Raw genomic sequence first — 26,009 nt, 5'->3', positions numbered from 1 at the left:
TTCCACGAACCTGTGCATGATCACGGGCAAGGGAGGGTGTGATCATGGGTGGGGGTGGAAGTGGCGGAGGCGGAGGCTGTTGGTGACGACGAACGCGCTCGACAGGGCCATGGCGGCACCGGCGATCATGGGGTTGAGCCATCCGGCCGCCGCCATCGGGAGCGCGGCCACGTTGTAGGCGAAGGCCCAGAAGAGGTTGCCTCTGATGGTCCTCAGCGTCCGGCGGGACAGTCGGACGGCGTCCGCGGCCACGCGGAGGTCGCCTCTGACGAGGGTCACGTCGGCGGCCTCGATCGCCGCGTCGGCCCCCGTGCCCATGGCCAGACCCAGGTCCGCCTGGGCCAGCGCCGCGGCGTCGTTGACCCCGTCGCCGACCATGGCCACCACGCGTCCCTCGGCCTGGAGCCGCTTGACCACCTCGACCTTGTCCGCGGGCAGCACCTCGGCGATCACCTGCTCGATGCCGACGGAGCCCGCCACGGCGTCGGCGGCGGCGCGGTTGTCCCCGGTGAGCAGGATCGGGACCAGCCCGAGGTCCCGCAGATCCCGTACGGCTCTCGCCGACGTCTCCTTGATCGTGTCGGACACGACGAGGACGCCTCGGGGGACGCCGTCCCAGCCGACGGCCACGGCCGTACCTCCTGCGGCCTCGGCGGCGGCGAGCGCCTCCTCGACCGCGGGCGGCAGGTGCCGTGTCCCCGCGAGCAGCGCACGGCGGCCGGCCAGCACGACCCGGCCCTCCACGACACCCCGGACGCCGAGCCCGGGAAGGCTCTCGAACTCCTCGACCGCGGGGAGCCGGTGACCCGCCTCACGGGCGGCGGCGGCGACAGCCCTGGCGACGGGATGCTCGGACGCGTGCTCGACGGCTCCCGCCATCCGCAGGACCTCCCCGGCCGACTCACCGTCGGCGGCCATGACCGCCGTCAGCGACATCCGGCCGGTGGTCACCGTCCCGGTCTTGTCCAGGACCACAGTGTCGATCTTCCTTGCCCGTTCGAGGACCTCCGGGCCCTTGATCAGGATGCCGAGCCGCGCACCCCGGCCCGTGCCGACGAGCAGGGCCGTGGGAGTCGCGAGGCCGAGCGCGCACGGGCAGGCGATGATCAGCACCGCGACGGCCGCGGTGAAGGCGTGCACCACCCCGCCGCCCGCGGCGAGCCAGGACACGAGCGTGGCGGCCGCCAGCACGATCACGACGGGCACGAAGACGCCGGAGACCCGGTCGGCGAGGCGCTGGACCGCGGCCTTGCCCGACTGGGCCTCGGCCACGAGAGCCGCGATCCGCGCGAGCTGGGTGTCCGCACCGACCCGTGCGGCCCGGACGACGAGCCTGCCGCTCTCGTTCAGCGTGGCGCCGGTGACCATGTCACCCGGCCCGACCTCGGCCGGCACCGACTCGCCGGTGAGCATGCCCGCGTCGACGGCCGACACCCCTTCGACGATGACGCCGTCAGTGGCGATCTTCTCGCCCGGCCGTACGACGAACTCGTCGCCGACCTGCAGCATCCCGATCGGGACGCGAGTCTCGGCGCCCTGACGGATCACCGTGACGTCCTTTGCGCCCAGTTCCATCAGCTCGCGCAGCGCGCTTCCCGCCCGGCGCCTGGCCCTCGCCTCGAAGTACCGCCCGGCCAGGATGAACACCGTCACACCCGCCGCCACCTCGAGATAGGTGTGGCCCGACGGGGGCCCGGCGAGCAGGGCCCATGACGACCAGGCGTACGCGGCGAGGGTGCCGAGCGAGATCAGGGTGTCCATCGTCGCGGCACCGTGCCGGAGGTTGACCCAGGCGGCCTGGTGGAACGGCCGGCCGCCGTAGGCGACGACGGGCGTGGTGAGCGTCAGGGAGAACCACTCCCATCCGGGGAACCGGAACGCCGGGACCATGCCCACCGCGATGACCGGGACGGCCAGCAGGAGCGACAGGATCAGGCGGTCTTCCAGCGTGTCGCGCGGCGTGACGGGCTCCGCCTCGGGCAGTGCGGCCGAGTACCCGGCCTTCTCGATCTGAGCGATCAGCTCACGGTGGTCGAGATCGTCCGGGAAGACCACGCTGGCCTTCTCCGTGGCGTAGTTGACCGCGGCGCTCACGCCGTCGAGCTTGTTGAGCTTGCGCTCGATCCTGCCCGCGCAGGAGGCGCACGTCATGCCGGCGATGTCGAGCTCGATCCGCGCTGTCATGTCTCCCCCGGGACCCGCGCCGCGCGAGACGGCTCAGGCGACGATCTCGTAACCGGCCTCCTGGACGGCCAGCCGTACGGCGTCGTCGGTGACGCCCTCACCGGCGACGTCCAGCCGCCCGGACGCGAGGTCGACCTCCACGCCGGTCACTCCGGCGAGCTCGCCGACCTCCTCCTTGACGGAGCTGACGCAGTGGCCGCAGGTCATGCCTTGGACGGTGTAGGTCTTCACGCTCATGTCCATCCTTCCGGTACCGGTACCCCCCAAGGGTATTCCATGACTCAGACAGATGTCCCGATGACCTCGCCGATCGATGCGAGTCCCTGACGCCGGACACGGCGGGCGAGCTCGCGGTGGATCCTCGACGCCCACAGCGGGCCCTCATAGATCATTCCGGTGTAACCCTGGACGAGGCCGGCGCCCGCGCACAGCCGGTCCCACACGTCGTCGGCGTTCTCGACGCCGCCGACGGACACGATCGTCAGCCGGCCGCCCACCTTCTTGTGCAACCGCCGCAGCACCTCGAGCGACCGCTCCTTGAGCGGCCGGCCCGACAGGCCCCCCGTCTCGGTGCTGGCGACTCCGGCGCGGCTGATCGTGGTGTTGGTGGCGATGATCCCGGCCAGGCCGAGATCGACGGCGAGATCCGCGACCGCGTCGACGTCCTCGTCGGCCAGGTCGGGGGCGATCTTCACCAGCAGCGGGGTCCGTCCCGCCACCTCCTTGACCGCGGTCAGGAGAGGCCGGAGGAGTTCGACCGCCTGCAGGTCGCGCAGCCCAGGCGTGTTCGGCGAGCTCACGTTGACCACGAGGTAGTCCGCCAGAGGCGCGAGCAGCCGGGCACCGGTCACGTAGTCCTCTACGGCCTCGGCCTCCGGCACCACCTTGGTCTTGCCGATGTTGACCCCGACGACGGCGGGGATGACACGGGGCCTGCGGAGCCGTACGGCCGCCGCCGCCGCGCCGTCGTTGTTGAAGCCCATCCGATTGATGATCGCCCGGCTGTCCACGAGCCGGAAGAGCCGCGGCCGGGGGTTGCCTGGCTGCGCCCGGGCGGTGATCGTGCCCACCTCGACGTGGCCGAAGCCGAAGGCGGCGAGCGCCTCGACGCACCGGGCGTCCTTGTCGAACCCCGCGGCGAGCCCCAGCGGCCCGGGGAACCGGACGCCGAAGGCCTCGACTCTGAGGGAGTCGTCGCGCGGGGCGAGCAGGGCGTGCAGCACCCGCTTCAGAATGGGGAGCGCGGAAAGGACGCGGAGCAGTCTCATCGTCAGATGGTGGACCGCCTCCGCGTCGAAGCGGCTCAGGACCTGCGTGAACACGAATCGATACATCGCGGCCCAGACTATCGCCCGCGTCAGTTGAGACCGGGCTTCGCCTCCAGGCTCACGGATGTCGTGTCCTCGGATGTGCTCCGGATGGTCAGCTCATGGTCGAACTCCAGGAGCCGGAGCAGGCGCAGAACCAGCGACGACGGGCGGACGACGGTCGCCGTCCCCCCTCGCCCGCGCATCCGCCGCTGGACCCAGAGCAGTGTCCTGCAGCCCGAGCAGTCGATGAAGGCGACGCCCGAGAGTTCGAGATCGATGTGCCCGGGACGATACGTCTGCAGGGCCTCGGAGACGCACACGCGCAGCTCTCCTGACCCCTCCATGTCGAGATCGCCCCGGACCGCCATCGAGATTCCGCCGTCAGACGGCGTGATCTGGATTCGCAACATCATGCGGACCCTGTTCGCCCAACAGTTCGGCCGCCAGGTCGGAGACTCTCCGCCTGCTGTCCCTCGCCTGTTTGCGCAGGCCGGTGAACGCCTGTGTGGCGGTCAGGTCGTGCTTTCCCATGAGGTAGCCGATGGCGCGCTCGATGACCACGCGGTAGTCCAGCGCGTACTGCAACTGGTCGGCGAGCACCGCCTTCTCGTCCGCCTCGATCGAGGCCACCAGGACCTGCTCGATCACATGCGCGTACGCGTGGAGCGCCTGGACGTCGGAGTCCTCCCACTCATGCGGGGCGTCCTGATAGACGTTCAGCGTGCCCACGGGCACTCCGCCCAGCCTTATCGGGACGCCCGCCACGGCTCGCACCTCCGGGTGCAGCAATTCGGGCAGTTCGGGCCAGCGTCGATCGCTCCTCACGTCAACGGTGGTCACCTCGGTGTCACCCGCGTACGCGGCGACGCAGGGCCCCTGGCCCGTCATCGCCTGCGCGTGCTCCAAGCTGCGGCCACGCTCGTCGGTCGCGAAGAGATACCGGAGAGTGCGATCCTCCTCGGCGAACATCAGACCGGCCCCCGAATATCCGAAGATCCGGTCGACGACCTGCACGATGCGCTCGAGGTGCTGCACGATCCCGGTCGCCGTCGTGTTCTTCTGCAGACGACGCAGACTGGCGACGAGCGCCTCCGGATCGATATGGGTCATTCCGTATCCTCTCGTGAACCTCACCTCAGCGCCGGCGCGGTCGCGGAGAGTTGGCGACTCGGCCATCACACCTGCCCAGACGGGGAGGAATCAGTCCTGCTCTCCGCAAGGACCCGCAGGACGATCACCATGAGCTCGCCGAGACACGAGCCCGTCTCCACCGCCGCGGGGTCCCATTCGCGCCCGATCCGGGCGTAGAAGTCGAGGACGCCGATGAGTTCCGTGCCCTCGACGAGCGGCACGGACATGACGGCCCGCACCGGCATCGCGTGCGCCGCCACATGAGGGAATCCCAGTGGAATCGCCGCGTGAAGATCGTTGATCGCGACGAGGTCGCCGCGGACCGCGCTCGCTATGGCCGGACCGTCTCCGACGGACTCCTGCGCGGATTCCAGCGCGATGCCGACGTCGTCGGAGGCACCGACCGCCCGCAGGCGATCCTGCCCGTCGAGCAACATGAGAGCGGCTCCGTCGACCCCGAAGAGGTCGGCCATGCCGACGAGAACGTTCTCGAGAACCACAGGCGCCTGTGCCATGACATGCCATCTCCATGTAGAAACGGCCGCGGACACAGGGCGGACTGACAGCTAAGCCTAGTGGGCCGCCGACAGCGCAGGCGAGGCGAACCCGACTTTGTTTCACCCTACGACGACGACCGCCCCGGAGCGCGAGTGCGCTCCGGGGCGGTCGTGATGCCGAGCCGGACCCGGTCGAGAGACCGGGGCCGTGGAGTCGTCCGGCGAAGGCCGGGGCGAGGGGGTCGGACCGCGAGCCGGAAGGACCTGGCTAGTGCTTGGCCTTCTTGCCTTCCGGCGTCACGGCGTACCACTCGCCGCCGAAGTCCTTGACGTCCTGGCCCTTGACGTCGCCGGCCTTCTCGTCCTTGGCGTAGTAGTACAGCGGGTGGTCGTTGTAGACGACCTGGGTCATGCCGTCGTCGCGCTTGATCGTCTTGAGGAGTTCGGGCTTGAGGGCCGTTCCGGCCGTAGGCGCACCGAGGGTGAGAGCCGGCGGCCACGCGGTCGCGCAGGCGCCGGTGCACATCGACGTGCCGGCCTTGTCCTTCGTGAAGAGGTAGAGCGTGCGGCCCTCAAGGCCCACGAGGACCTTGCCGAGCTTCGTGTCCGCTACCTCGATCTTCGCGGGGCCCGTCGGCGCCATCATGATGGGCGAGGTCGGGGATGCCGAGTAGCCCGGCGACATCATGCCGGACTCGCCCTCTGACGGGTTCGCCGGCGAGGTCGGCGATGCGTTGTACTCGTCCGCGGCGACGGGACTGGAGGAGTTGTCCGATCCCCCGCATCCGGACGCCAGCAGGCCGGCCATGACCGCGCCGGCGCACAGCAGTTTCTTCATCTTGTGGTCTCCAGGGAAATAGGCGAGCACCGCGTCCAAGGAGACACGCGGCGACGATAGAGCGTCGCTCCGACACGGACCGTGGCGACATGACTTTGCCTGGTCTTGGCCCGCGCCTGGCCCAATCACCGTCCTGGCCGGGGAAGGGAGGCGAAAACAGGTAAGCGCAGACAGACGCGAAGTCGGACGGGGAGGACGTCATGCGCATGACCAGACTTCCGTCGGGCGAGGAGGTCGCCGCCCTGGGTCAGGGCACCTGGCACATGGGCGAGAACCGCTCATCGCGGGACGAAGAGATCGCGACGCTCCAGGTGGGCCTCGACCTGGGCATGACGCTGATCGACACCGCCGAGTTGTACGCCGAGGGCGAGGCGGAACGGCTCACCGGTGAGGCGATCGCCGGACGGCGCGACGAGGTGTTCCTGGTCGGCAAGGTGCTGCCGGACCACGCCACACTCAGGGGCACGGTGGCGGCCTGCGAGGAGAGCCTCCGGCGCCTCGGCACCGACAGGATCGACCTCTATCTGCTGCACTGGCGGGGAGGCGTGCCACTGGAGGAGACGTTGTCGGCCTTCGAACGGCTCACCGCCTCCGGGCACATCCGGCACTGGGGTGTGAGCAACTTCGACGTCGGTGACATGACGGAACTCGTGGCTCTCGCGGGCGGCCAGGCCGTACAGAGCGATCAGATCCTGTACAACCTGGCCCGGCGCGGGTCCGAGTTCGAGCTCGCCCCCTGGTGCCATGAACGCGGCATCCCGATCATGGCGTACTCGCCGGTCGAGCAGGGCCGGCTGCTGGGGCATCCGGCGCTCCGCGGAGTGGCGGAGCGGCACGAGGCCACCCCGGCTCAGGTGGCCCTCGCGTGGGCGCTCAGGGACAACGGCGTCATCGCCATCCCGAAGGCGGCGAAGGCCTCCCATGTGCGCGAGAACCAGGCCGCACTCGAGATCCGGCTGGCCGAGGAGGACCTGCTCGTGCTGGACACGGCGTTCCCGCCTCCGCGCGCCGGGCAGCCCCTTGAGATGCTCTGACTCCCGACACGCACCCCCGATCGGGCACCCCTGCCCTGCGCCGCGACATCGGCAGTGCAATGCTGAGATGCCCCGGCGCCGGTCGATGACCGGGCACGACACACGAAGGAGCACTCCGGATGGCCGACCGTACGGCGCGACCCGCGGACCCGTCCACCGTCAAGCGACGCCTCGGCCGCACGGGCGTGTGGCTGGCCTCGTTCTCCTCCGTGCCCGCGGAGACGGTGCGCCGGGCGGCCGCCGAGATCGAGGGCCTCGGCTACGGGACGCTGTGGTTCGGCGAGACCCCGACGAGCCGGGAGGCCCTGACGCAGGCCGCTCTGCTGCTGTCGGCCACGCAACGCCTTCAGATCGCGACCGGCATCGCCAACATCTACGCGCGTGACGCGGTGGCCGCGGCCAACGGGGCGAGGACCCTGACGGAGGCGTGGGGAGACCGGTTCGTCCTCGGCCTGGGAGTGAGCCACGCCCCGCTCGTGACCACGCGGGGCCACGACTACAGCAAGCCGGTGGCCACCATGCGCGCCTACCTCGACGGAATGGACGCCACCTCGTTCGGCCTGCCCTCGGCGCCCGAACCGCCGCGGCTCCTCGCGGCCCTGCGGCGCAAGATGCTCGAACTGGCGGCCACCAGGGCGCAGGGGGCACATCCGTACTTCATCACCCCTGAGCACACCGCGATGGCGCGTGACGTCCTCGGACCCGACCCCGTGCTCGCCCCCGAGCAGGCCGTCGTGGTGACCACGGACGTCGACGAGGGCCGGGCCATCGCACGGAAGTACGCCGCGGTCTACCTGGCCATGCCCAACTACCTCAACAACCTGCGCGAACTCGGCTTCTCCGATCGCGACTTCGAGGGCGGCGGCAGCGACGCGCTCATCGACGCCGTCATCCCCAGTGGAGACCCGGAGACCATCGGCGAGCACGTCCGCGCCCATCACCAGGCAGGAGCCGACCACGTCTGCGTTCAACCAATCGCCGGCACACTCGCGGAGCAACTCGAGCACCTGCGCCTGCTCGCCCCCGTCATCACCGGCTGATCCTGTGAGTACGGCACGGCCGGATGCGGCACCGCACGACCAGGACGGCGAGACGCCGGGCCTCACCCCACCGGACCCGACGGGACTCGAGACGTGGATCCGCCAGGTCCTGGGTCTCGCCGGCCCCCGCGTCTCGTCGTTCGCTCCGCTGTTGCCCGAAGCCCCCAGGCCGTCGGCGGAGACGGCGGATCCGCCGGACGGACGGTAGGCCGGGAACGCCGCCTGTCCTCGGACGGCGGGGGATCCCGCTCAGCCTGTCCGCCCGCGCACCTGCTCCTCCAGCCGCGCCAGGCTCTCCTCGAGGGACTTCTCCACGAGAGCGGCGGGCGGCGTGTGCCCCCGGCCGAAGAACGACAGATGGACCGTCGCCTCGCTCCCGCGGTCGTCGATTCCGGCCACCTGCAGCCATCCGGCGTACCGGTCGTCGTCGCGGGTGCCCCACTCGAGCCGGAGCTGATCACGGTCCTCCCGGAGCAGCGCGCGGGCGTCGTGTCCGGTCCTGTCCTCGTGGACCGTCACGGCGGGCAGTTCCTCCGGGTGGACGTGCAGGTCGCCTGGCAGCCACTCGTCGAGCCGGTCGAGGTCGCACGCCTGGTCGAACACCTGCTCGGCGGAGGCCGGCATCCTGCGCGACCGCTCGAATTCGCTCATCGGTTCGTCCTCCTCACTCTGGTACGTACCGCGCCCTTACCCTCCGAGGGCCGCTCCATCCGGCCCCAGACATTCACGCTTGACTTATATAAGCGGACGCTGGGTTCGTGGCCGGCGACCAGGACGGCCGCGGCGACCTCATCGGCCTCTTCCAGGCGTAGGCGCGGGGACCCGTTCGGGAGGAAGACACTCGACCTCCGCGTCCACCGGCCGGGGACATGGCATCAGGTCCGCGGGACCGCCCGCCATGACCCCGACGCCCGGCGGCACACCCAGGACGTACTCGGCACGGCACCCCGTCTCACAGCTCGTGGCGACGTCCAGCGTGCGGCCGTCACGCCATGACTCCTCGAAACGGCGCCCCTCCTCGCGCCAGGTGAGCGTGCGCTTGATGGACAGCCGTCCGGGCGTGCCCGCCACCAGCTTGACCTCGACGTTCCCGATCGTCCTGACGATGATCATCGGCGTGGAGGTCTCGTAGGCGTACGTGGTGATCTCGGTCGTCGGGCCGACGGGACCGTACTCCGAGGACGAACGGAGGAGGTCGCCGTCGGGCTGGACGCGGATGTCCGTCAGCACCGCGAGGGCCATCGCGACCACGACGGCGGCGGTGAACGCGCCGCCCACGACGATCCAGGCGGCTCTGACCCTGCTTCGCATCTGCACGCGCCTTTCAGACCTTCAGGAATCGCAGTACGGCCAGGACCCGGCGATGGTCCTTGTCGGCGCTGGGCAGGTCGAGCTTGGTGAAGATGTTGTTGATGTGCTTGCCGACGGCGCTCTCCGACACGACCAGGGCCTCGGCGATCCCGGCGTTCGACCTGCCCTCCGCGATCAGTGCCAGCACCTCGTGCTCGCGGGGTGTCAGCCGTTCCAGCGGGTCGCTGTTCCTGCGCAGGAGAAGCTGGGCGACCACCTCCGGGTCGAGGGCGGTGCCTCCGCCCGCCACCCTGCGGAGCGCGTCGAAGAACTCGGTGACGTCGGCCACCCGGTCCTTGAGCAGGTATCCGATGCCGCTCGTCGCCGTGGACAACAACCGGCTCGCGTAACGTTCCTCGACCCATTGGGACAGCACGACGATCGCGAGATCCGGCCGCTGGCGGCGCAGTACGAGCGCCGCCCGCAGACCCTCGTCGGTGTGTGACGGCGGCATGCGGACGTCGGTGACGACCAGATCGGGCTCGTGCTCGTCGACCGCGCGCAGCAGGTCCTCGGCGTCGCCGACCGCCGCCACCACCTCCATGCCTCCGGCGCCGAGCAATCGCACGAGCCCCTCCCTGAGCAGTACGGAGTCCTCCGCCAGGACTACGCGCACGGAAGCTCCGCCTCGATCCTCGTCGGACCGCCGGGAGGGCTGTCGATGCGCAGCACCCCGTCGACCGAGCCGACTCTCTGCGTCAGGCCGCGCAGCCCCGTGCCGCCCCCCGCGTCCGGTGCGGCCCCTCCCCTGCCGTCGTCGATGACCGTGAGGTGAAGGCGGTCACCCGCACGCCGTACGACGATCTGCGCACTGTTCGCCTGGGCGTGCTTGGAGATGTTGGTCAGGGCCTCGGACACGACGAAGAACGCCACGGCCTCCACCGTAGGCGAGGCTCGTTCCGCCACGTCGACGTGGAGCCGTACGGGGAAGGACGCCCGCGCGGCCAGTCCGGACAGTGCGGCGTCGAGACCCTCCTCGGTGAGCACGGCCGGATGGAGGCCACGCACGACGTCGCGCAACTCCTTCAGGACGAGCTTGGAGTCCTCGTGCGCCTGGGCGAGCACTTCCCGGACCGGTTCGGGCAGATCGGTGAGGGTGGCGCGGGCCATGCCCAGGTTCATGGCCAGCCCGAGGAGCCGCTGCTGAGTGCCGTCGTGCAGGTCGCGCTCGATCCGGCGGCGTTCGGCGTCCGCCGCCTCGACCACCTCGGCGCGGCTCTCCCGCAGGGTCTCCACCCGCTCGGCGAGCTGGTCGTTGAGGCTGGGCCCGAGCAGGGCCTCCGCCGCGACGACGTCGAGCGAGGTGACACCCTGCACCACCCAGGGGACGACCACGAACACCGCGAACGCGAGCAGGGCGAGAAGGGACCCCGTCCATCCGCTTCCCACCAGCCACAGACGCAGGGCGAGCCCCGCCGCGACCAGGCACGCCGACCAGGCCACGATCACCGCGACGAACCCGGCCACGCTGATCACCGGCGCGACGACGTGGTAGGCGACCTGCCGCCACACACTCCTCGACCGCATGTCGCGGAACAGGCGCCGCACCGGATCACGGCCGGCGGCGGGGCGCGGCACCGGGGCGATGTCCACACCCAGATAGGCCGCGAAGCGTTTGCGCTGCAGCCGGGTGAAGACCGTCACCGACGAGAAGAGCAGCGGAAGGCCGACCAGCGGCGCCACCACGGTCCAGGAGAACACCACCGACACGGCGGCCAGTCCCCCGATCACACCGACGGCGGCGAGCGCGATCGGAAGGCCCGTCGCCACGTGGACGGTGCGAAGCCAGGTCGGTGCGGACCAGTGGACGCGGACCCTGTCCCAAGGAGTGCTCAGGTCGGTGGCGGTCATGATGACAACGGTAGAGATCGGGTACGCCCGGCGACATGGGCCGGTCATCCGAATCCATGGTGGGGTAAACCCCACCATTGCGCGACCGCGTGCAACATTTTTCGGCGATGAGACGTCCATGTTGTCATGGACGACACCTTCGACGACTTCGTCCGGGGACGCGGCAGTGCGTTGTTCCGATACGGATTCGTCCTGACGGGCGACGCGGACGACGCGGCGGACCTCGTGCAGGAGGCGCTGCTTCGCCTGGGCGACACCTGGCACCGGGTGATCCGCAAGGACGATCCGGAAGGCTACGTCCGGACGATCATGGCACGGCAGCACATCAGCTGGTGGCGACGCCGCCGGCGCGAGCGTCTGATGGCGGACGCACCGGATCGCGGCTACACCGACGCACGGCTCGACGGGGACGACGCGTTGTGGGCCGAGCTCGGAACCCTCCCGCCACGACAGCGGGCCGTGCTGGTCCTGCGCTACTACGAGGACCTGCCGGACGCGGAGATCGCCGCGATCCTCGGCGTCTCGACCGGAACCGTGCGGAGCCAGGCTTCGCGGGCCCTCGACAAGCTGCGCGTCGGCAGGCGTGCGGCACTGATGGAGGAAGTGTGAGAACCGAACAGGACTTGAGAGCGGCCCTCCAGGAGGCCGCCGCGCGGGCTGTGGATCCTGCCGACATCGCCGACGCCGTGCGCGTCCGGCGCAGAAAGCGGACACACCATCGTCGCCAGGCCGCACTGGCCTCCGCAGCGGTGGTCATCGTCGTGGCCGGGGGATCGGCCGTCCTCCGCGGGGGCGGGGGCGGGACCCCGGACGCCACGACCACGACCACGACCACGACCACGACCACGACAGCCTCGCCCACTTCCGCGCCGGCCTCCCCAGGGCCGGACCTCAGGAAGCTCCTTCCGGCGCGCGCGGTGTGGCCGGGTGCCGTGTTCACGATTCCGGCGGAGGCGCCGGACGGTTCCCGCTACTCCCCTCTCACGGCTCTCAGCCCGACGGAGTTGCTCATGATCGCCAGAACGAAGTTCTGGAAGACCGAGCGGCTCGACGTCTACGACACGGGGACTGGCGAGAGCCGCGTCATCACGCGGATGCCCGCCTCCAAGAAGGATTACTACCAGCGGCGCTTCGAGGTGGGTGCGGACTACATCGGCTGGTACGGCACGATGCTCAACGGCAGGAAGGGCGGGTGGGCGGACTTCTGGGTCGCACCGCGCGCGGGCGGTGCGGCGGTCAAGGTCGGCGAGGTGACCGGCGACCTGTCCGGTGTCAGCGCGATCGGGGTGTCGTCGGACTCCTTCGTCTGGTCGATCCGGCCCGGCGGGGTCTACCGCATGCCGATCACCGGGGGCTCCCCGGAGAAGCTGGCGGGCACCGACGGCCTGTGGTTGTCGTCCTGGCCGTGGGCCGTGGACGTGCCCCCCATCCGGATCGGCCAGGTGCAGGACCGCAACCAGAGCAAGCTCGTCAACCTGGAGACGGGTGAGACGAGGGCCATCATTCCCCCTGCCGGCGTGAAGGGGTTGAGCTGCTCGATCGAATGGTGCCTTGGCCGGATGGGTAACGCGGTCATCGTCATGCGGCCCGACGGCTCGGGGCTCAGCCGGATTCCGGTGCCGTCGTCGTACGTGCTGCCGGTCCTCGGTTCGCACTTCGCCCAGATGTCGGGAGCAGTCATATACGACCTGAACACCGGGAAGAAGGCCATCGTCGGAGTGCGTCCCAGCGGGTACTCATGGGAAGCCACCTCATCGTCCCCGCTGCTCTCCTGGGAGGCCGGGCACGGCAAGCTCAACGTGCTCAACCTGCTCGCCGTGGACGGATGAGGCTCGCCACGGGGAGATGAGACCGCCACGGGCGGATGAGAACGGACAAACGCGGAAGGGCCCGCACCGGGAGGTGCGGGCCCTTCTTTCAGGTGACCCTCTTCAGGAAGAGATCACTTGTGGTGGGTGAGCGAGGCCACCGCGCCCGTGGTCGGGTTGAGGATGACGGTGTCCGCCTTCGGCTTGCCGAAGTCGAACATGCCCTTCAGGGAGCCCGCGCGCGAGTCGTAGGAGGAGTCGCCGATCCGGCCGAGGTTCCAGTTGTCCTCGATGAACTTCAGGACCGAGGTCTGGTCGGTGAGGGTGTGGTCGACGTGGTTCACCTTGCTGTAAGGCGAGATCACGAGCAGCGGCGTCCGGGGGCCGTAGCCACAGCGGTCGTCGTAGCCGCCGGCCACCTTGGCCTTGCCGCAGAGCGCGGCGCTGTCCTGCGCCGGGTCCGCGGAGCCGTTGACGATCGGGGCGGCCTTGTGGTCGTACCAGCCGTCCGAGTCGTCGTAGGCGATGACGATCGCGGTCGACGCCCAGTCCTTCGACTTCTGGATCTTGTTGATCGTGTTGACCACGAAGGTCTGCTCATCCAGAGGGTCGGAGTTGCCCGGGTGACCGTCCTGGTAGGCGCTGGCCTTGAGGAAGCTGACCGCCGGCAGGTTGCCCGCGGCGAGGGCGGCGTCGAAGTCCGTCAGGTCGTAGTTGTGGTTCGCCTGGTCGGTGTGCCCGATCGCCGCGACCGAGGACGGCGGCAGGTGCTTCGGGTTGGCCGTCGACGCGTAGTACTGGAACGGCGAGTGGTGCGGGCTGTAGTCCACGACCGAGTTGCCGCCGATGTTCTGGTGCGTGGCACCGCACACCACGTAGTTGCCCGACGCGTCGGTCGGCTTGAAGCCGCCCTGGAACCAGCCCCACGTGACGTGGTTCCGGTTGAGCAGGTCACCGACGTTGGGGCCGGTGGCCTGCGCGAGGTTGTTCGTCGAGGTGTGGTTGTTGTCCGAGCAGTCGTCGAACGCGGGGTCGGGGTCGTTGATGACCGTGCCGACGCCATTGGCGTCCGGGGAGGTCGCCACGCTGGGGTCGTTGACCGCCGTGTGCTTCACCGGGTCGACCGCGTAGATACCGTGCGTCTGCCCCGAGATGAGGTTGAGCGCACCGGGGGTCGACGGACCGAAGTTGGTGTTGTAGGAGTTGTCGCTCATCGCGTAGTGCTGAGCGTAGTTCCACATACCGGTGACGGTGTTGCCGTCGAAGTAGTCCATGACGATGCCGGGCGTGGTGAAGATGTTGTTGCCGCCGCACGTGCTGTGCTCGGTGTTCTCGACGAACTTGTCCATCTTGCCGCCGTTGTAGGCGAGCTGCTCCGCACCGTACGCGTGGCCCTGGCTGCAGGTCAGGGCCTGCTCGTGCGTCAGGCGCTTCGGGTTGTACTGGTTCGGGTTCTTGGTGAGCAGCTTGCTGGTCAGCCCGTCGACGGACGGAGTGCCCTTGTCGGCCTTGAACGAGGTGCCGTCGGTGTTGGCCGCGTTCGGGTACGTGCCGAAGTAGTGGTCGAACGACACGTTCTCGTCGAACAGCACCACGACGTGCTTGATGGGGGTCGTGGTCTTCGTGTCGTTCTTGTACAGGGCGACCGGAGCCCCCTTGGTCTGGGGAGCCGCCGTCCCGGTGGCGGCTGAGCCGGGCGACATGGTCGTGACGACCAGGACCCCGGCGGCCACCACGCTGGTCGCGACCGCGGACCAGCGCAGTGCCGTCTTCTTGTCTGGGCGAATGCCCACAATGCCTCCTACTGACGATGCCCGAACCAGGTTTCGGCCCGGATGGCACCGGAGACACGTGGCCCCCAGGGTGCCTACGAAATCCCATCGGAGGCGATCGACGAGTATCAGCTAAAAAAGTGACATCCACCTAAACAAAGGATAAAAACGGTCAAACCTTCAGAAATCCTCCAAATGACCTGGATGAATCCTGTACGCCCGGAAGTGCGAAGAAATACCCGCCGCCGAACGGCGAGATGTAGTCGACGAGGGGCTCGTCCGCCAGCCGCTTCTGGGTCGCCTCGAACTGCCGCTGGAGATCCTGCTGGTAGCAGGTGAAGATCAGGCCGACGTCGAGGTTCCCGACGGAGTCCATGCCCCGGTCGTAGTTGAAGCCCCGCCGCAGGATCCGGCTGTCGTCCGTCTGGGGCGTACGCGGGTTCGCCCGCCGGATGTGGCTGTCGAGCGGGATGACCAAGCCCTCGGGGTCGTTCTGGTACTGGGGTGCGTCCTGCTCGTGAGCGCCGTCCAGCGGGGCACCGGTGTCCTTGGCGCGGCCGAACATCTTCTCCTGCTCGTCGAGCCCGACGCGGTCCCAGAACTCCACGAGCATCCGGATGAGCCGGACGACGAGGTAGCTGCCGCCCGCCGTCCAGGCCGGCTCAGGCGCCTTACCGCTTGCCCAGACGCGCCGGTCCATCTCGGCGGCCTTCGTGGCGTCCGGGTTGGCGATGCCGTCCTTGAAGCCCAGAAGGTTCCGCTGCGTTCCGGTCGGTCTGGGCGGGTTGGAGAACCCGTTCATGCGCCAGCGGACCTGCATCCCGCCGCGCGTGTGCTTGGCGATGTCGCGCAGCGCGTGCAGCAGCGTGTCGTCGTCGTCCGCCTCCAACTGCAGGCTCAGGTCGCCGTGACACCACGCGGGGTCGAGATCGTCGTTGGGGAACGTCGGCATCCGCGTCAGCCGGGACGGCTTGCGCGAGGCCAGGCCGTACCGGTCGTCGAACAGGGAGGCGCCGACGCCCACCGTGAGCATCAGGTCGCCACCCGGGATGTCCGGCCCGAGGATGCCGGAGTCGGACGACGGTGCGGTGATACCGACCTGCTCAGGTATTCCCCCCGACGTGAGGGCGCGCGCCCGATCGGTCAGGGTCTGCAACAGGTCCGCGAGGTCGTCACGGCCGTCCGCCATGACGTCGAAGGCGGCGACGATCGTCCTGCGCCGGGCGGGCGCCAGGATCCCCGCCTGGTGTGGGCCGTGGAAGGGAGGGATCGGCGGCGCACCGGCCTCGGGAGTCGTGGAGGTCTCCGCGACCGCCTTACCCGCGGCCACTCCGGCCACGGAGCCGGCGATCCCGGTCGCGAGGGCGCCGCGAAGGAACATCCTGCGGTCGTAGCCGCTCATGAGGTCCGCCTTGGGTAGCAGATGGAGGCGATCGGGGCCAGGCGCTCGAGCAGCTCGCCCACCGCACCGTCGATGGACTCGCGGTCCGACGTGCCGAGACCCGCCACGGATGTCCACGAGTCGCCGTGCTTCTGCGCGTCGAGCAACTTCTGGACCCGGTCCAGATCCGCGTCCATCTGCGACAGCCCGGTGTAGCGGGACTTGAGCAGCGGCCGCAGGACCTCGACCGCCTGGCGTGTGCCGTCGAGGTTCGCCGAAGCCGTGGCCAGCGAGGTGCCGCTGCCCTGGTCGGCCTTCTCTGTGAGCTCGAACTGGAGGGTGTTCTCCATGATCTCGTGCGCGCGCAGCGGAAGGTCGCCGGGCTCCATGTCCTCGTTGGGCAGGTCGGCCTTCAGCCCCTTGACGTCCTTGAGCAGGCGATCGGCCGGCGACCGCAGCGAGGCCGCGGACTCGCCGTGCCAGAGGCCGTACTCCACGCGGTGGAAACCGGCGAAGTCCGGATCGTGCACGCCCTTCGGCAGACCCTGCGGAAGGCCGTCGATCGCGTCGCCGAAGTCGCCGAAGGTGTCGTAGGCCGCGCCCAGCTTCTCGTAGGCCAGATGGGCGGGCAGCCAGGCCTTCTTAGCGGCCTTGAGGTCCTTGCGGTCGACGGCCGCCACCAGCGTCTTCGTCCTGGCCAGAAGTGTCTTCACTCCGCCGGCGACGTAGTCCTGGTACTCGCGCGTCGGGCCGTACAGGTCGTTGTAGGTGACCGGGACCGCGGCCGGGCCGGACTTCGCGGATCCGGCGACGCGGACCGAGGGGCCGACGATGAGGGCGCCGTCCTCCGGCTGGCACCGGATGGCGTAGGTGCCCTGGCCGAGCGTGATCGGCAGCGACCTTGTGACGCCGGGTGCCACCCCTTCGAGCTCGCCGTAGACAGCGCCGCCGGGCACGCCGATCACGTCGGCGTCCGCCGTCGTGGTGCCGGTGTTGGTGATCGACAGCGTCTGGGAGCCCGCGGCGGGATGGGCCCAGCCTTCGCCGCAGTGACTGGTCGATATCTGGATGGAAGGATCGGCCGCCGGCTGAGCGGGCGCCGCTTTGACACCGGAATTCGAGCATCCGGCCACGAAGAGCAGCGACGATGCGATCACCGTGCTCACCCGCCTGACGTGCACTGATCTCCCCTTCGGAGGACCTGAAAAGGGCAAAAACAGATTAGTCACGCGATTAGCAGTAGAAGCCTTAATCGACCCCATAAGCCACCTTGTTCACGAAGTTCTCACCTGCCGTTCCCCTTTGAGGTTGCGCGCTCGCGGGCCGGACTCAGCCGTCTCGGCCGGCCTGGTGGAGCCGGTAGTGGCGCTCGGCGCGCACCCGGTCCCCGCAGGTCGTGGAGCACGAGATGCGCCGGGCGTGCTCGCGCAGGAAGATCCGTACGCAACCGGGCACCTCGCAGCGGCTGATCGTCTGTGCGCGCGGTCCGGTGACGACGTCGACGGCGTCGCGGGCGATGTGCGCGAGAACCGCGTCGAAACCGCCCGCCCGCTCGGCATGCCAGACCTTCACGGGGCCGGTGGGCGGCCACTCCACCACCGGGGACAGAGGACTTGCCCCGAGCTCGGTCTCCTGCGCGAGAAGTGGACATGAGCTCACAAACCAGCCCGGTGTCTCACCTCGGGGCTCGAGCGGGTCGCGCGGGGCGGTCACGCGGGTGGCCTCGTGGAGCGGTCACGTATGGGGGCGGCGGAAGGATCGCCGGCGTCACGGCGTCACGGCGTCACGGCGTCAGGACGACGATGCCGAAGTACCGGGGCTTCGTCTCTCCCGTGCGGGTGACCTGGAAGGTCATCTTGTCGAGCCCCTGTGGGGAGAGCTCGACCGTGCCCGGATAGCACCCGGTGGGGCCGCCGACCCGGCTGAGCCGCATGGTCGTGGTCGTGGCCGTCTCGCGCACCCGGCTCAGCCGTCCCGAGCACTGAAGGTTGGCCCCCCACCTCATGGAGCCTGCCTTGGCCATGTTCTCGGCAAGGAGCAGTTCCACGGAGAACACCAGGTCGGACGAGGGATACTCGGCGCTTCCCGTCCACCTGCCCGCGTACGAGAACGCTCCCGGCGAGGAGGGGGTGATGGAGGGAGACACGGAGACGGAGGCGGAGACGGAGGCGGAGACGGGCGTTGAGGGGGCGGGGCTCGTCCGGCCGTGGTCCGCCCACCACAGGGTCGCCCCGATGACACCGGCCATGAGAACAACGCCCCCCGCCGCGACGGCGGACCGCCGCAGGAACCATGGCGGGACGACGGCGGGGCGGGTGAGCTCGGCCCTTTCCGGATCCGGCGCGGCCGCCTCCTCGCCGTCCTCCGCGTTCAGGGGATCGGTGACGGCGTCCGGGGAGACGGCCGCCGCCGCTGAGGGCTCGTCGCCGCTCGGCCGTGTGCCGGCGGCCAGGATCGCTCCGGCCGCGAGCACACCTCCGGCCTCGAGCACACCGCCGGGCGTCTTGTCCGGAAGGGCGAGCTCTCCACGTCCGATGAGGTGCCGCAGCACCTCGTCCGCCGTCGGACGGTCGGACGGGTCCGCCGCGAGGCAGGCGACGACGACCTCGCGTAACCGCCCGGCGAGAGGCCCGAGGTCGGCCGTGCCGAACAGGATGCGGCCGAGGATCGCCTCGAAGGATTCACCGCTGTATGCGTGGCGTCCGCTCGCGGTGTAGGCGACCGTGAGCGCCCAGCCGAACATGTCGGCCGCGGGACTCGCCCTTTCTCCTCTGAGCTGCTCGGGAGAGATGTACGCAGGCGTGCCGACGGGCGTCAGCGTCACGGTCTCCGTCTTGTCCAGGAGCCGGGAGATGCCGAAGTCGATCACGCGCGGTCCGTCGGGGCCGAGCAGGACGTTGCCCGGTTTGAAGTCCCGGTGGACCACGCCGGCCTCGTGTATCGCCGCGAGCGCGGTGGCTGTGGCCACGGCGACCCGATCGAGCGATCCTCCTGAGCGGGGGCCCGAGGTCGCGATGTCCTCGCGGAGGGACGGCCCGTCGATGTACTCGCTGACGATGTAGGGACGCTCTTCGTCGAGATCGGCGTCGAGCACCTGCGCCGTGCAGAAGGGCGCGACCCGCCGCACAGCCTCCACCTCGGCGATGAACCGTTTTCTGGCCTTCTCGCCGTCCAACTCCAGGTGCATGCGCTTCACCGCGACCTGGGCGCCGCCGGGGGCGGTGCCCAGGAACACCACTCCCTGTCCCCCCTGGCCGACCCGCCCGGCCAGACGATAAACGCCGAGGCGCCGGGGGTCATCGGCGCGCAGGGGGGCGGGTGGTGCCATGTGCCATGCCTACCACGACAGTGATCGATGTGGCTCGGCCCAGAACCTCAGAGCACGTCTTCGATACGGATCGGCAACCGTCGATGGCGCCGGCCTGTGGCGTGGAAGACGGCGTTCGCGATGGCGGCGGCCACGCCCACCATGGACACCTCGCCGAGGCCCTTGACGCCGACCGGATTCAGCAGCAGGTCGGGCTCGTCCACGAAACCGACCTCGACCTCGCCGATGTCGGCGTTGACCGGGATCGGGTACTCCTCCATGGTCGCGTTGGCGAACCCTCCGTATCGGGGATCGACCTCGCTGCGCTCCCGCAACGCTCCCCCGATTCCCCACACCACGCCGCCGCGGACCTGGCTCACGGCGGTCACCGGACTGGCGACCCTGCCGCAGTCGACCACGCTGACCACGCGCGGAACCCGGATGCGCCGGGTCGTCGGCTCGATCCGCACCTCGGCGAAGTGCGCGATGAAACTGAAGGCGGTGAAGCCGGGGTAGACCGGGCCGGCGAAGGAGACCAGCCCCGCGCGCGACTGTTCGATGATCTCGGGTGGCTGCCCGGGTGCGACGGTGGTCGCCTCCACGTCGACGGTCGCCTGCCCGGTCGCCGCGACCAGCGCCTCCACGTCGACAGGATCGGAGTCCGCCACGTTGAGGCGCTTGCGCAGGTCGCGCAGCGCGGCGTGCACCGCCTGCAGCGCCGTGGCCGTGCCCCACGAGCCGGCGGTGAGATGTTGCGGCGCGACCCTGGTGTCGCCGACGTACACGATCACGTCTTCGGCCGCGACGGAAAGGTCCTCGGAGATCAGCCGGACGATCGCGGTGCGGATGCCCTGGCCCATCTCGTGGCCGTCCACCCCGACGGTGACCTTTCCGTCCGCGGCGGCCGACAACCGGGCGACGGCCGGGGCGATCGAGGCGGGGTAGGCGCCGGACGCGACGCCCCAGCCGATCTGCGTTCCGTCCGCCCCGCGCATCGAACCGGGCTCGTGGGTACGGCCGGCCCAGCCGAACATGTCGGCCCCGCGCCGCAGGCACTCGGCGAGATGCCGGGACGAGAACGGCTGGCCGGTGACCGGATCGACGTCGGCGTCGTTGGCCAGGCGCAGCGCCACGGGGTCCTGCCCCAGGGCGTAGGCGATCTCGTCGACGACCGACTCGAACGCGAACGCGGCGGCCTGCTCCCACGGCGCGCGCATGAACCCGGGCGTCTGCACATCGGTGCGGACCAGCCGATGGCGGCCCCGGAACTGGCCGATCCCGTAGAGACGACTGGTGATCTCGGTGTACAGGGCGGGGAACAGGTCGTGCCGGGAAGTCTGCTGGTCCACCTCGTGGACGGCGGCCAGCAGCCGGCCCGTCTCATCGGCGCCGAGCCGTACGAGTTGGCGGCTGGCCGGTCGGAAGCTGGCCTGGTGGAACGTCTGCGTCCGGGGCATGACGAACTTGATCGGCCGTCCGAGCCGGCGCGAGGCCAGGGCGAGTGGCCCAACGTGAGGCTGGAGGGAGTTCTTCTGGCCGAACCCGCCTCCCGTGTAGGGAGAGATGATCTCGATCTTCGCGGGGTCGAGGCCGAGTTGCCGAGCCAGGCCACCGCGCAGGGCGCCGGCGTTCTGGGTGCCCTCGTGCACCACCAGCGTGTCGCCACGCCAGCCCACCACTCCGCCGATCAGCTCCATCGGCACCTGGTGCTGCTGGGGAAGGTCGAAGGTCGCCTCGATCCGCACCGGGCTCGCGTCGAAGGCCGCGCCGGCGTCGCCCACGACGATGTCGGCGAGGAACGGAAGCGGGATGGCCTCCTGCTGCGACAGCGTCTCGGCGCCTTCCGCGTCGAGAGCCACCGCGATCGGCTCGATCTCGTAGTCCGCCCGGATGAGGTTCGCCGCCTCGGTCGCGGCGATGAGCGTGTCCGCCACGACAAGGGCGATGGGCTGCCCCCGATAGGCGATGCGGTCGTCGACGAGCGGTTGCAGGCTCTGGAAGCCGTAGCCGTGGCCCATGAGGAAGCCGGGCGAGCCCAGGTCGGACGCGTCGAAGCGGGTCAGCACCATCAGCACGCCGGGAACGGCCTCGGCGGCGGCGGTCTCGACGTTCACCACGCGGCCCTTGCCGATGGTCGAGACGGCGAACACGGCGTGCGCGAGGTTCGGAGAGGTCAGGTCCGCCCCGTAACGTGCCGCACCGGTGACCTTGAGGCGGGCGTCCACCCGCTGGGTGGGAGCGCTCATCGGACCGCTCGCTCTCCGGCGATCCGCAGCGCGTCGGCCACCGTGCGGATGCCAAGCTCGATCTTGAACACGTTGTGGGCTCTTGGGCGGGCGCCCGCGAAAGCCGCCTCACCGGCCCGGAGGGCGGACTCCTCGGTCAGCCGCTCGCCGGTCAGGACCATCTCGGCGGCCGGGCACCGCCACGGCAGGGTGGCGACCCCGCCGAGGGCGATACGGCAGTCCTCGACCGCGCCCTGATCGTCGAAGGCCACCCCGGCCGCGACCGACACGAGCGCGAAGGCGTACGACTCCCGGTCCCGGATCTTGTGATACGTCGAGCCGCGGCTGGACGGAGCGACCGGGACGCGGATCCGGACGATGAGCTCGTCACCGGCGAGGGTGTGCTCACGCTGCGGAGTGTCGCCCGGCTCGACGTGGAGGTCCGCGATCGCCACGGTGCGCTCACCACGAGGACCGATGACGTCGACCACGGCGTCGAACGCGCGCAGGGCGACCGCCCAGTCACCCGGATAGGTGGCGACGCACGTGTCACTGCCGCCGAAGATGGCATGGCCTCGGTCGAGGCCGCCGAGGGCGGCGCATCCGCTCCCCGGTTCCCGCTTGTTGCACGGGAACGCCGGTCCGCCGCGGAAATAGCCGCAACGGGTGCGCTGGAGCAGGTTGCCCCCGACCGTGGCCATGTTGCGCAGTTGCTGGGAGGCGGCCTTGGCCAGCGACTCGGCCAGTGCGGGAAAGTCGCGCCGCAGCACCGGATCGTCGGCCACGTCGGCCATCCGGGCGGCGGCGCCGAAGGAGAACTCGCCGGGATCTGTCGTGTCGATGGCGGCGATCTCGGTGAGGCGGTGGACGTCGACGACCGCCGCGGGCGCCTCGATGTCGAGCTTCATCAGGTCGTACAGCGTGGTGCCGCCGGCGAGGATCTTCGTGCCCGGGCCGGACGCGGCGAGGGCGTCGACGGCCTCGGCGACGGTGGCGGGCGCCGTGTAGCTGAAGGGGCGCATCGATCAGCCCTCCCCCACGCGCGGATCCGTGCGGCGGGCCGTCTCCCTGACGGCGGCCAGGATCCCGGCGTACGCGCCGCAGCGGCACAGGTTGCCGCTGAGGTATTCGCGGATCTCGTCGTCGTCGCCTGCATGGCCCTCGGCGATGCAGGCGAGCCCGGACATCACCTGGCCGGGCGTACAGTAACCACACTGCAGCGCGTCGTTGTCGATGAACGCCTCCTGAAGCGGGTGGAGCGTCCCGTCAGGGGCTGCCACCCCTTCGATCGTCGTCACGGCCTGGCCGTTCACCTGAACGGCCGGCGTCAGGCAGGACACGATCCTGCGCCCGTCCAGATGGACCGTGCACGCGCCGCACTGGCCGTGGTCACAGCCCTTCTTGGTCCCGGTCAGCCCCAGCCGCTCCCGCAGTACGTCGAGCAGCGACTCTCGCGGGTCGAGTTCCATCTTCACGCGCAGGCCGTTGACCGTGAACGCCGTCTCCGTGCGGATGGCGGACGAGAGTGTCGCTTCAGAACTCCCCATGTCGCCCAACGCTAGGCAGAGGCCGCCATCTGGCGCATTCGTAGGATTGCCGCCGGACCGTCGAACAATTGCGGTCATCGTGGGCTCCTCCGTTCAGTGGTCCCGTCCGTGGACGCCGCGGTCGCGTCTCTGGACGCGCCGGTATGCCGAGGGCGACATCCCCATCTCCCGGGTGAAGGCCGCGGACAGGTGCGACGGGCTGCTGAATCCGCAGATCTGGGCGATCTCACTGATCGAGCCGGTTCCACTGGCCAGTTGCCGGCACGCCGCCTGGATCCGCAGCCGGGTGAGATAACGATGCGGGGTCTCCCCCGTCGTCGCCTTGAAGACCCGCACGAAGTGGAAGGTGCTCAGCCAGACCTGGCTCGCGATGTCGGTCAAGGTCAGCGGCAGGTGCAGGCCGTCCCGCATGATCTCGATGGCCTGCCGTATCCGGGCGTCCTCATGCCGGGACGGTCGCGGGACGGGCATCCCGCAGTGCCGGGTCAGCAGGTGGACGGCGAGGAAGTGCGCGGCGGACTCGGCGTAGAAGTCGTCCATGGCCGCGGCGGCCGCGGCGTCCAGAGCCAGCATGACCTGCTCGACGACGGGATCGGTGATCGCCAGCGCGTCCAGCCGACTCGACGGGGCCTCCTCGCTCCCCCACAGTTCCCGTCCGGTGCGGGCCATCAGGCGGGCGGGCAGGTAGAGGTGGAGCGTCCGCGGGGAGACGTCCGACCGCCATCGCAACCGGGTCGGCACGCCCGGCGGAGTGAGCCCGATCTGCCCCGGGACGTACTGGGCCCGGCGCCGGCCCCCCGCCCCGAAGGACTCGATCGTGGATTCGCCCGCGGTGACGAGGACGAGATGCTGGTCGTCTGTGGGAGGGAGATAGACGTCGTCGGCGACGGGGTGATCGTCGAAGCGCCGCAGCAGGACCGACCGCCAGCCGGCCTCGTGCCAGCTGCAGAACGTACGGTCCGCGTAGGCGCTCTGATCGAGATCGAGCGACTGGAACGGGTGGGTCTCGTCCACGACTCCGGTCAGCCGAGGAGCGTCTCGGCACTCCCTCGCTTCGTCACGTCGGTCATGCTCTGAGCGGGCGGGTCGATTCGGGTCATCACCGTCTCCCTGTCACGGCGTGTCGGTTTACCTGCCACCTCTGTATTCAACCCGCCCCTCGCAGGCCGCCCCACAGGGGGTCACGAGTTCGGTCGGGAGCCGCGCTCCGGCCGTTCTCGCGGGCACGGCGGATCCCGGCGGCTCCGCTCAGTCCCGGCCCGCCGGCGGAGGCGGCGCCGTCGCCGCGAGGACGATGTCGTCGATCACGTGCAGCGGTGCGACCGCCTCGGCGGCCAGCCCGAAGGCGGCGGCGAGCAGTTCCGGCCGCCGATACTCGACCAGCACCTCCGGACCCGCCTCACGGATCAGGAGCCGCAGGGGCAGGTCGTAGGCGGCCGCCGGGGCGCTCTGCATGATCAACGTGCCGCCGCGCGGATTGCCGAAGATCAGCACCATGGTCGGCGGCATCTCCAGCCCCGCGGAAACCGCGTTGGCGGCATGGTCGACACGTCCGTAGATCGTCGCGCCGCGGCTCCCGATCTCCTGCTCCAGCCGCCGCACCGTCTCTGCGTGGCCGTACGAACTGATCCGCGTCTCGAGATCGCTCATAACACGCCCTGCCCATCTGTCCGGGGCCGCCCGGTGGTGGGACGGCCGCTCTCCGCGACACTGTTCACCCCATCATTCGCCGCGGAGCCGCAGGTCATCGATCATAGGCAGGCGTGTCGGGCGGCGAATCCCGTGAAATGTGCAATCGTCCGTGAGCCGCCCGCCTGCGGGCATCCGCTGTACGGACCACGTCGGCGAAGGCGGCGCTAGCTGCGCAGGTAAGACGCGCCGTTCAAGTCGATGATCGTGCCGCTGGCCCACTCGGCCGCGGGCGAGGCCAGATACACGACGGCGGCGGCGATCTCCTCGGGCAGCGCGACCCGACCGAAGGGGCTCTGTGCCCGGATGGCGTCGCCTCGCGGGGCTTTGAGGTGCTCGTTCGTCATGTCGGTCTCGACGAAGCCGGGCGCCACGGTGCCCACGGTGATGCCGTGCGGGGCCAGGGCGATCGCGAGCGACTGGCCCATGGCGTTCATGCCGGCCTTGCTCGCACCGTAGGCGGGGCTGTCCGGCTCACCGCGGAAGGCGCCGCGCGAGGAGACGTTGACGATCCTGCCGCCGCGGCTCATGTGCTGTACGGCACACCATGCGACGTTGGCCGCGCCCAGGAGATTGACGTCGAGGGTGTCGTGCCAGGCGGTCTGCCACTCCTCGTAGGAGACCTCGGTTATCGCATGGTGGAAGAAGACGCCCGCGTTGTTGACCACGACGTCGAGCCCGCCCAGTGCGTCGGCGGCCTCGTCGACCATGCGGCGTACCGCGGTGGGGTCGGCGATGTCGGCCTGGACGACCACGTGGCCCTGTCCGGGCAGTTCGGCGCGCAGCCCTTCGGCGAGGTCCGGTGAGGACCGATGGTGGATGGCGACATGATCGCCCTCGGCCGCGAACGCCGTCGCGACCGCCCGTCCGATCCCACGCGACGCCCCGGTGACCAGCACTGCTCGTCCACTCACGTGCGGGAGACTAACAGGTGCGAATGCCGCGTATTTCACGCCGTCCCTCGGTCGTCGCGGAGAGGCGTCGGACCAGGCCTGGTCCGTCACGGCGGTCCTGCCGCACTTCCCATCGGTGGGGGTGGGGAGCG

Annotated in this window: 27 protein-coding genes; 5 read left to right on the top strand and 22 right to left on the bottom strand. The window is 70.0% G+C overall.

Annotation, left to right across the window (positions count from 1 at the left end):
* Positions 1 to 42: 42 nt before the first annotated feature.
* From Pmi06nite_RS29870 to Pmi06nite_RS29840, 7 genes are all read right to left on the bottom strand, one after another.
* Positions 43 to 2,184 (bottom strand): heavy metal translocating P-type ATPase, encoded by a 2,142-nt coding sequence (locus Pmi06nite_RS29870; protein ID WP_203956483.1) that lies wholly within the window; start codon positions 2,182 to 2,184, stop codon positions 43 to 45.
* Positions 2,185 to 2,217: 33 nt separating this feature from the next.
* Positions 2,218 to 2,421: a heavy-metal-associated domain-containing protein gene (locus tag Pmi06nite_RS29865; RefSeq protein ID WP_203956482.1), complete on the bottom strand. Its 204-nt coding sequence runs from the start codon at positions 2,419 to 2,421 to the stop codon at positions 2,218 to 2,220.
* 44 nt (positions 2,422 to 2,465) lie between these two features.
* Positions 2,466 to 3,518, bottom strand: a complete 1,053-nt coding sequence (locus tag Pmi06nite_RS29860; protein WP_203956481.1) for a quinone-dependent dihydroorotate dehydrogenase — start codon at positions 3,516 to 3,518, stop codon at positions 2,466 to 2,468.
* Between the two features lie 23 nt (positions 3,519 to 3,541).
* The gene (locus tag Pmi06nite_RS29855; RefSeq protein WP_203956480.1) at positions 3,542 to 3,907 is read right to left on the bottom strand and encodes an STAS domain-containing protein; all 366 of its coding nucleotides are present in this window, start codon (positions 3,905 to 3,907) and stop codon (positions 3,542 to 3,544) included.
* Positions 3,876 to 4,604, bottom strand: coding sequence for a GAF and ANTAR domain-containing protein (locus tag Pmi06nite_RS29850; RefSeq protein WP_203956479.1), 729 nt, complete (start codon positions 4,602 to 4,604; stop codon positions 3,876 to 3,878). The genes Pmi06nite_RS29855 and Pmi06nite_RS29850 overlap by 32 nt, the downstream gene beginning before the upstream one ends.
* A 65-nt stretch (positions 4,605 to 4,669) precedes the next feature.
* On the bottom strand, positions 4,670 to 5,140 hold the full coding sequence (locus Pmi06nite_RS29845; RefSeq protein ID WP_203956478.1) for a GAF domain-containing protein: 471 nt from the start codon (positions 5,138 to 5,140) through the stop codon (positions 4,670 to 4,672).
* A gap of 250 nt (positions 5,141 to 5,390) precedes the next feature.
* Positions 5,391 to 5,960 carry a COG4315 family predicted lipoprotein gene (locus Pmi06nite_RS29840; protein ID WP_203956477.1) on the bottom strand — a complete coding sequence of 190 codons (570 nt, stop codon included), beginning with the start codon at positions 5,958 to 5,960 and terminating at the stop codon, positions 5,391 to 5,393.
* 206 nt (positions 5,961 to 6,166) lie between these two features.
* Between Pmi06nite_RS29840 and Pmi06nite_RS29835 the strand changes: the two genes are divergently transcribed.
* The 3 genes from Pmi06nite_RS29835 (at position 6,167) to Pmi06nite_RS29825 (ending at position 8,242) form a co-directional block, all read left to right on the top strand.
* On the top strand, positions 6,167 to 6,994 hold the full coding sequence (locus tag Pmi06nite_RS29835; RefSeq protein WP_308442538.1) for an aldo/keto reductase: 828 nt from the start codon (positions 6,167 to 6,169) through the stop codon (positions 6,992 to 6,994).
* A gap of 119 nt (positions 6,995 to 7,113) precedes the next feature.
* Entirely contained in the window at positions 7,114 to 8,034 is a 921-nt protein-coding gene (locus tag Pmi06nite_RS29830; RefSeq protein ID WP_203956475.1) for a TIGR03620 family F420-dependent LLM class oxidoreductase, read from the top strand.
* 4 nt (positions 8,035 to 8,038) lie between these two features.
* Entirely contained in the window at positions 8,039 to 8,242 is a 204-nt protein-coding gene (locus Pmi06nite_RS29825; protein WP_203956474.1) for a hypothetical protein, read from the top strand.
* A gap of 41 nt (positions 8,243 to 8,283) precedes the next feature.
* Here the strand turns inward: Pmi06nite_RS29825 and Pmi06nite_RS29820 are convergent, their stop codons facing one another.
* The 4 genes from Pmi06nite_RS29820 to Pmi06nite_RS29805 form a co-directional block, all read right to left on the bottom strand.
* On the bottom strand, positions 8,284 to 8,685 hold the full coding sequence (locus Pmi06nite_RS29820; RefSeq protein ID WP_203956473.1) for an SRPBCC family protein: 402 nt from the start codon (positions 8,683 to 8,685) through the stop codon (positions 8,284 to 8,286).
* Positions 8,686 to 8,823: 138 nt separating this feature from the next.
* Positions 8,824 to 9,345, bottom strand: coding sequence for a hypothetical protein (locus Pmi06nite_RS29815; protein WP_203956472.1), 522 nt, complete (start codon positions 9,343 to 9,345; stop codon positions 8,824 to 8,826).
* A 13-nt stretch (positions 9,346 to 9,358) separates the two neighbouring features.
* Positions 9,359 to 10,000, bottom strand: a complete 642-nt coding sequence (locus Pmi06nite_RS29810) for a response regulator (protein ID WP_203956471.1) — start codon at positions 9,998 to 10,000, stop codon at positions 9,359 to 9,361.
* Positions 9,991 to 11,235 (bottom strand): sensor histidine kinase, encoded by a 1,245-nt coding sequence (locus tag Pmi06nite_RS29805; protein WP_203956470.1) that lies wholly within the window; start codon positions 11,233 to 11,235, stop codon positions 9,991 to 9,993. The genes Pmi06nite_RS29810 and Pmi06nite_RS29805 overlap by 10 nt, the downstream gene beginning before the upstream one ends.
* A 126-nt stretch (positions 11,236 to 11,361) precedes the next feature.
* Here Pmi06nite_RS29805 and Pmi06nite_RS29800 point away from each other — a divergent pair, with 126 nt between their 5' ends.
* Together Pmi06nite_RS29800 and Pmi06nite_RS29795 are read left to right on the top strand one after the other, a co-directional pair.
* Positions 11,362 to 11,844, top strand: a complete 483-nt coding sequence (locus tag Pmi06nite_RS29800; protein WP_203956469.1) for a SigE family RNA polymerase sigma factor — start codon at positions 11,362 to 11,364, stop codon at positions 11,842 to 11,844.
* The gene (locus Pmi06nite_RS29795) at positions 11,841 to 13,064 is read left to right on the top strand and encodes a hypothetical protein (RefSeq protein WP_203956468.1); all 1,224 of its coding nucleotides are present in this window, start codon (positions 11,841 to 11,843) and stop codon (positions 13,062 to 13,064) included. The genes Pmi06nite_RS29800 and Pmi06nite_RS29795 overlap by 4 nt, the downstream gene beginning before the upstream one ends.
* A gap of 113 nt (positions 13,065 to 13,177) precedes the next feature.
* On the opposite strand, the gene Pmi06nite_RS29790 is transcribed toward Pmi06nite_RS29795, so the two are convergent.
* From Pmi06nite_RS29790 to Pmi06nite_RS29740, 11 genes are all read right to left on the bottom strand, one after another.
* Positions 13,178 to 14,836 (bottom strand): phospholipase C, encoded by a 1,659-nt coding sequence (locus tag Pmi06nite_RS29790; RefSeq protein WP_203956467.1) that lies wholly within the window; start codon positions 14,834 to 14,836, stop codon positions 13,178 to 13,180.
* Positions 14,837 to 14,987: 151 nt separating this feature from the next.
* Positions 14,988 to 16,217, bottom strand: a complete 1,230-nt coding sequence (gene efeB / locus Pmi06nite_RS29785) for an iron uptake transporter deferrochelatase/peroxidase subunit (protein WP_239114284.1) — start codon at positions 16,215 to 16,217, stop codon at positions 14,988 to 14,990.
* Positions 16,214 to 17,377 carry an EfeM/EfeO family lipoprotein gene (locus Pmi06nite_RS29780; RefSeq protein WP_203956466.1) on the bottom strand — a complete coding sequence of 388 codons (1,164 nt, stop codon included), beginning with the start codon at positions 17,375 to 17,377 and terminating at the stop codon, positions 16,214 to 16,216. Before Pmi06nite_RS29780 ends, efeB begins: the two co-directional genes overlap by 4 nt.
* A 148-nt stretch (positions 17,378 to 17,525) precedes the next feature.
* Entirely contained in the window at positions 17,526 to 17,795 is a 270-nt protein-coding gene (locus tag Pmi06nite_RS29775; RefSeq protein WP_203956465.1) for a CGNR zinc finger domain-containing protein, read from the bottom strand.
* 184 nt (positions 17,796 to 17,979) lie between these two features.
* A complete protein-coding gene (locus Pmi06nite_RS29770) occupies positions 17,980 to 19,524 on the bottom strand; it encodes a serine/threonine-protein kinase (RefSeq protein WP_203956464.1) in 1,545 nt (514 codons plus the stop codon).
* A gap of 47 nt (positions 19,525 to 19,571) precedes the next feature.
* Positions 19,572 to 21,749 carry a xanthine dehydrogenase family protein molybdopterin-binding subunit gene (locus Pmi06nite_RS29765; protein WP_203956463.1) on the bottom strand — a complete coding sequence of 726 codons (2,178 nt, stop codon included), beginning with the start codon at positions 21,747 to 21,749 and terminating at the stop codon, positions 19,572 to 19,574.
* On the bottom strand, positions 21,746 to 22,750 hold the full coding sequence (locus Pmi06nite_RS29760) for an FAD binding domain-containing protein (protein ID WP_203956462.1): 1,005 nt from the start codon (positions 22,748 to 22,750) through the stop codon (positions 21,746 to 21,748). Before Pmi06nite_RS29760 ends, Pmi06nite_RS29765 begins: the two co-directional genes overlap by 4 nt.
* Positions 22,751 to 22,753: 3 nt before the next feature.
* Positions 22,754 to 23,275, bottom strand: coding sequence for a (2Fe-2S)-binding protein (locus Pmi06nite_RS29755; protein WP_203956461.1), 522 nt, complete (start codon positions 23,273 to 23,275; stop codon positions 22,754 to 22,756).
* 93 nt (positions 23,276 to 23,368) lie between these two features.
* Entirely contained in the window at positions 23,369 to 24,289 is a 921-nt protein-coding gene (locus Pmi06nite_RS29750; RefSeq protein ID WP_203956460.1) for an AraC family transcriptional regulator, read from the bottom strand.
* Positions 24,290 to 24,523: 234 nt separating this feature from the next.
* On the bottom strand, positions 24,524 to 24,925 hold the full coding sequence (locus Pmi06nite_RS29745) for a DUF302 domain-containing protein (protein ID WP_203956459.1): 402 nt from the start codon (positions 24,923 to 24,925) through the stop codon (positions 24,524 to 24,526).
* A gap of 206 nt (positions 24,926 to 25,131) precedes the next feature.
* Positions 25,132 to 25,878, bottom strand: coding sequence for an SDR family NAD(P)-dependent oxidoreductase (locus Pmi06nite_RS29740; RefSeq protein WP_239114283.1), 747 nt, complete (start codon positions 25,876 to 25,878; stop codon positions 25,132 to 25,134).
* Positions 25,879 to 26,009 lie beyond the last annotated feature (131 nt).

It is taken from the genome of Planotetraspora mira (assembly GCF_016863275.1).
GTDB classification, from domain to species: Bacteria; Actinomycetota; Actinomycetes; order Streptosporangiales; family Streptosporangiaceae; genus Planotetraspora; species Planotetraspora mira.
Note: the sequence above shows the minus strand (reverse complement) of the source record. Positions and strands in the feature narration are given on the sequence as shown.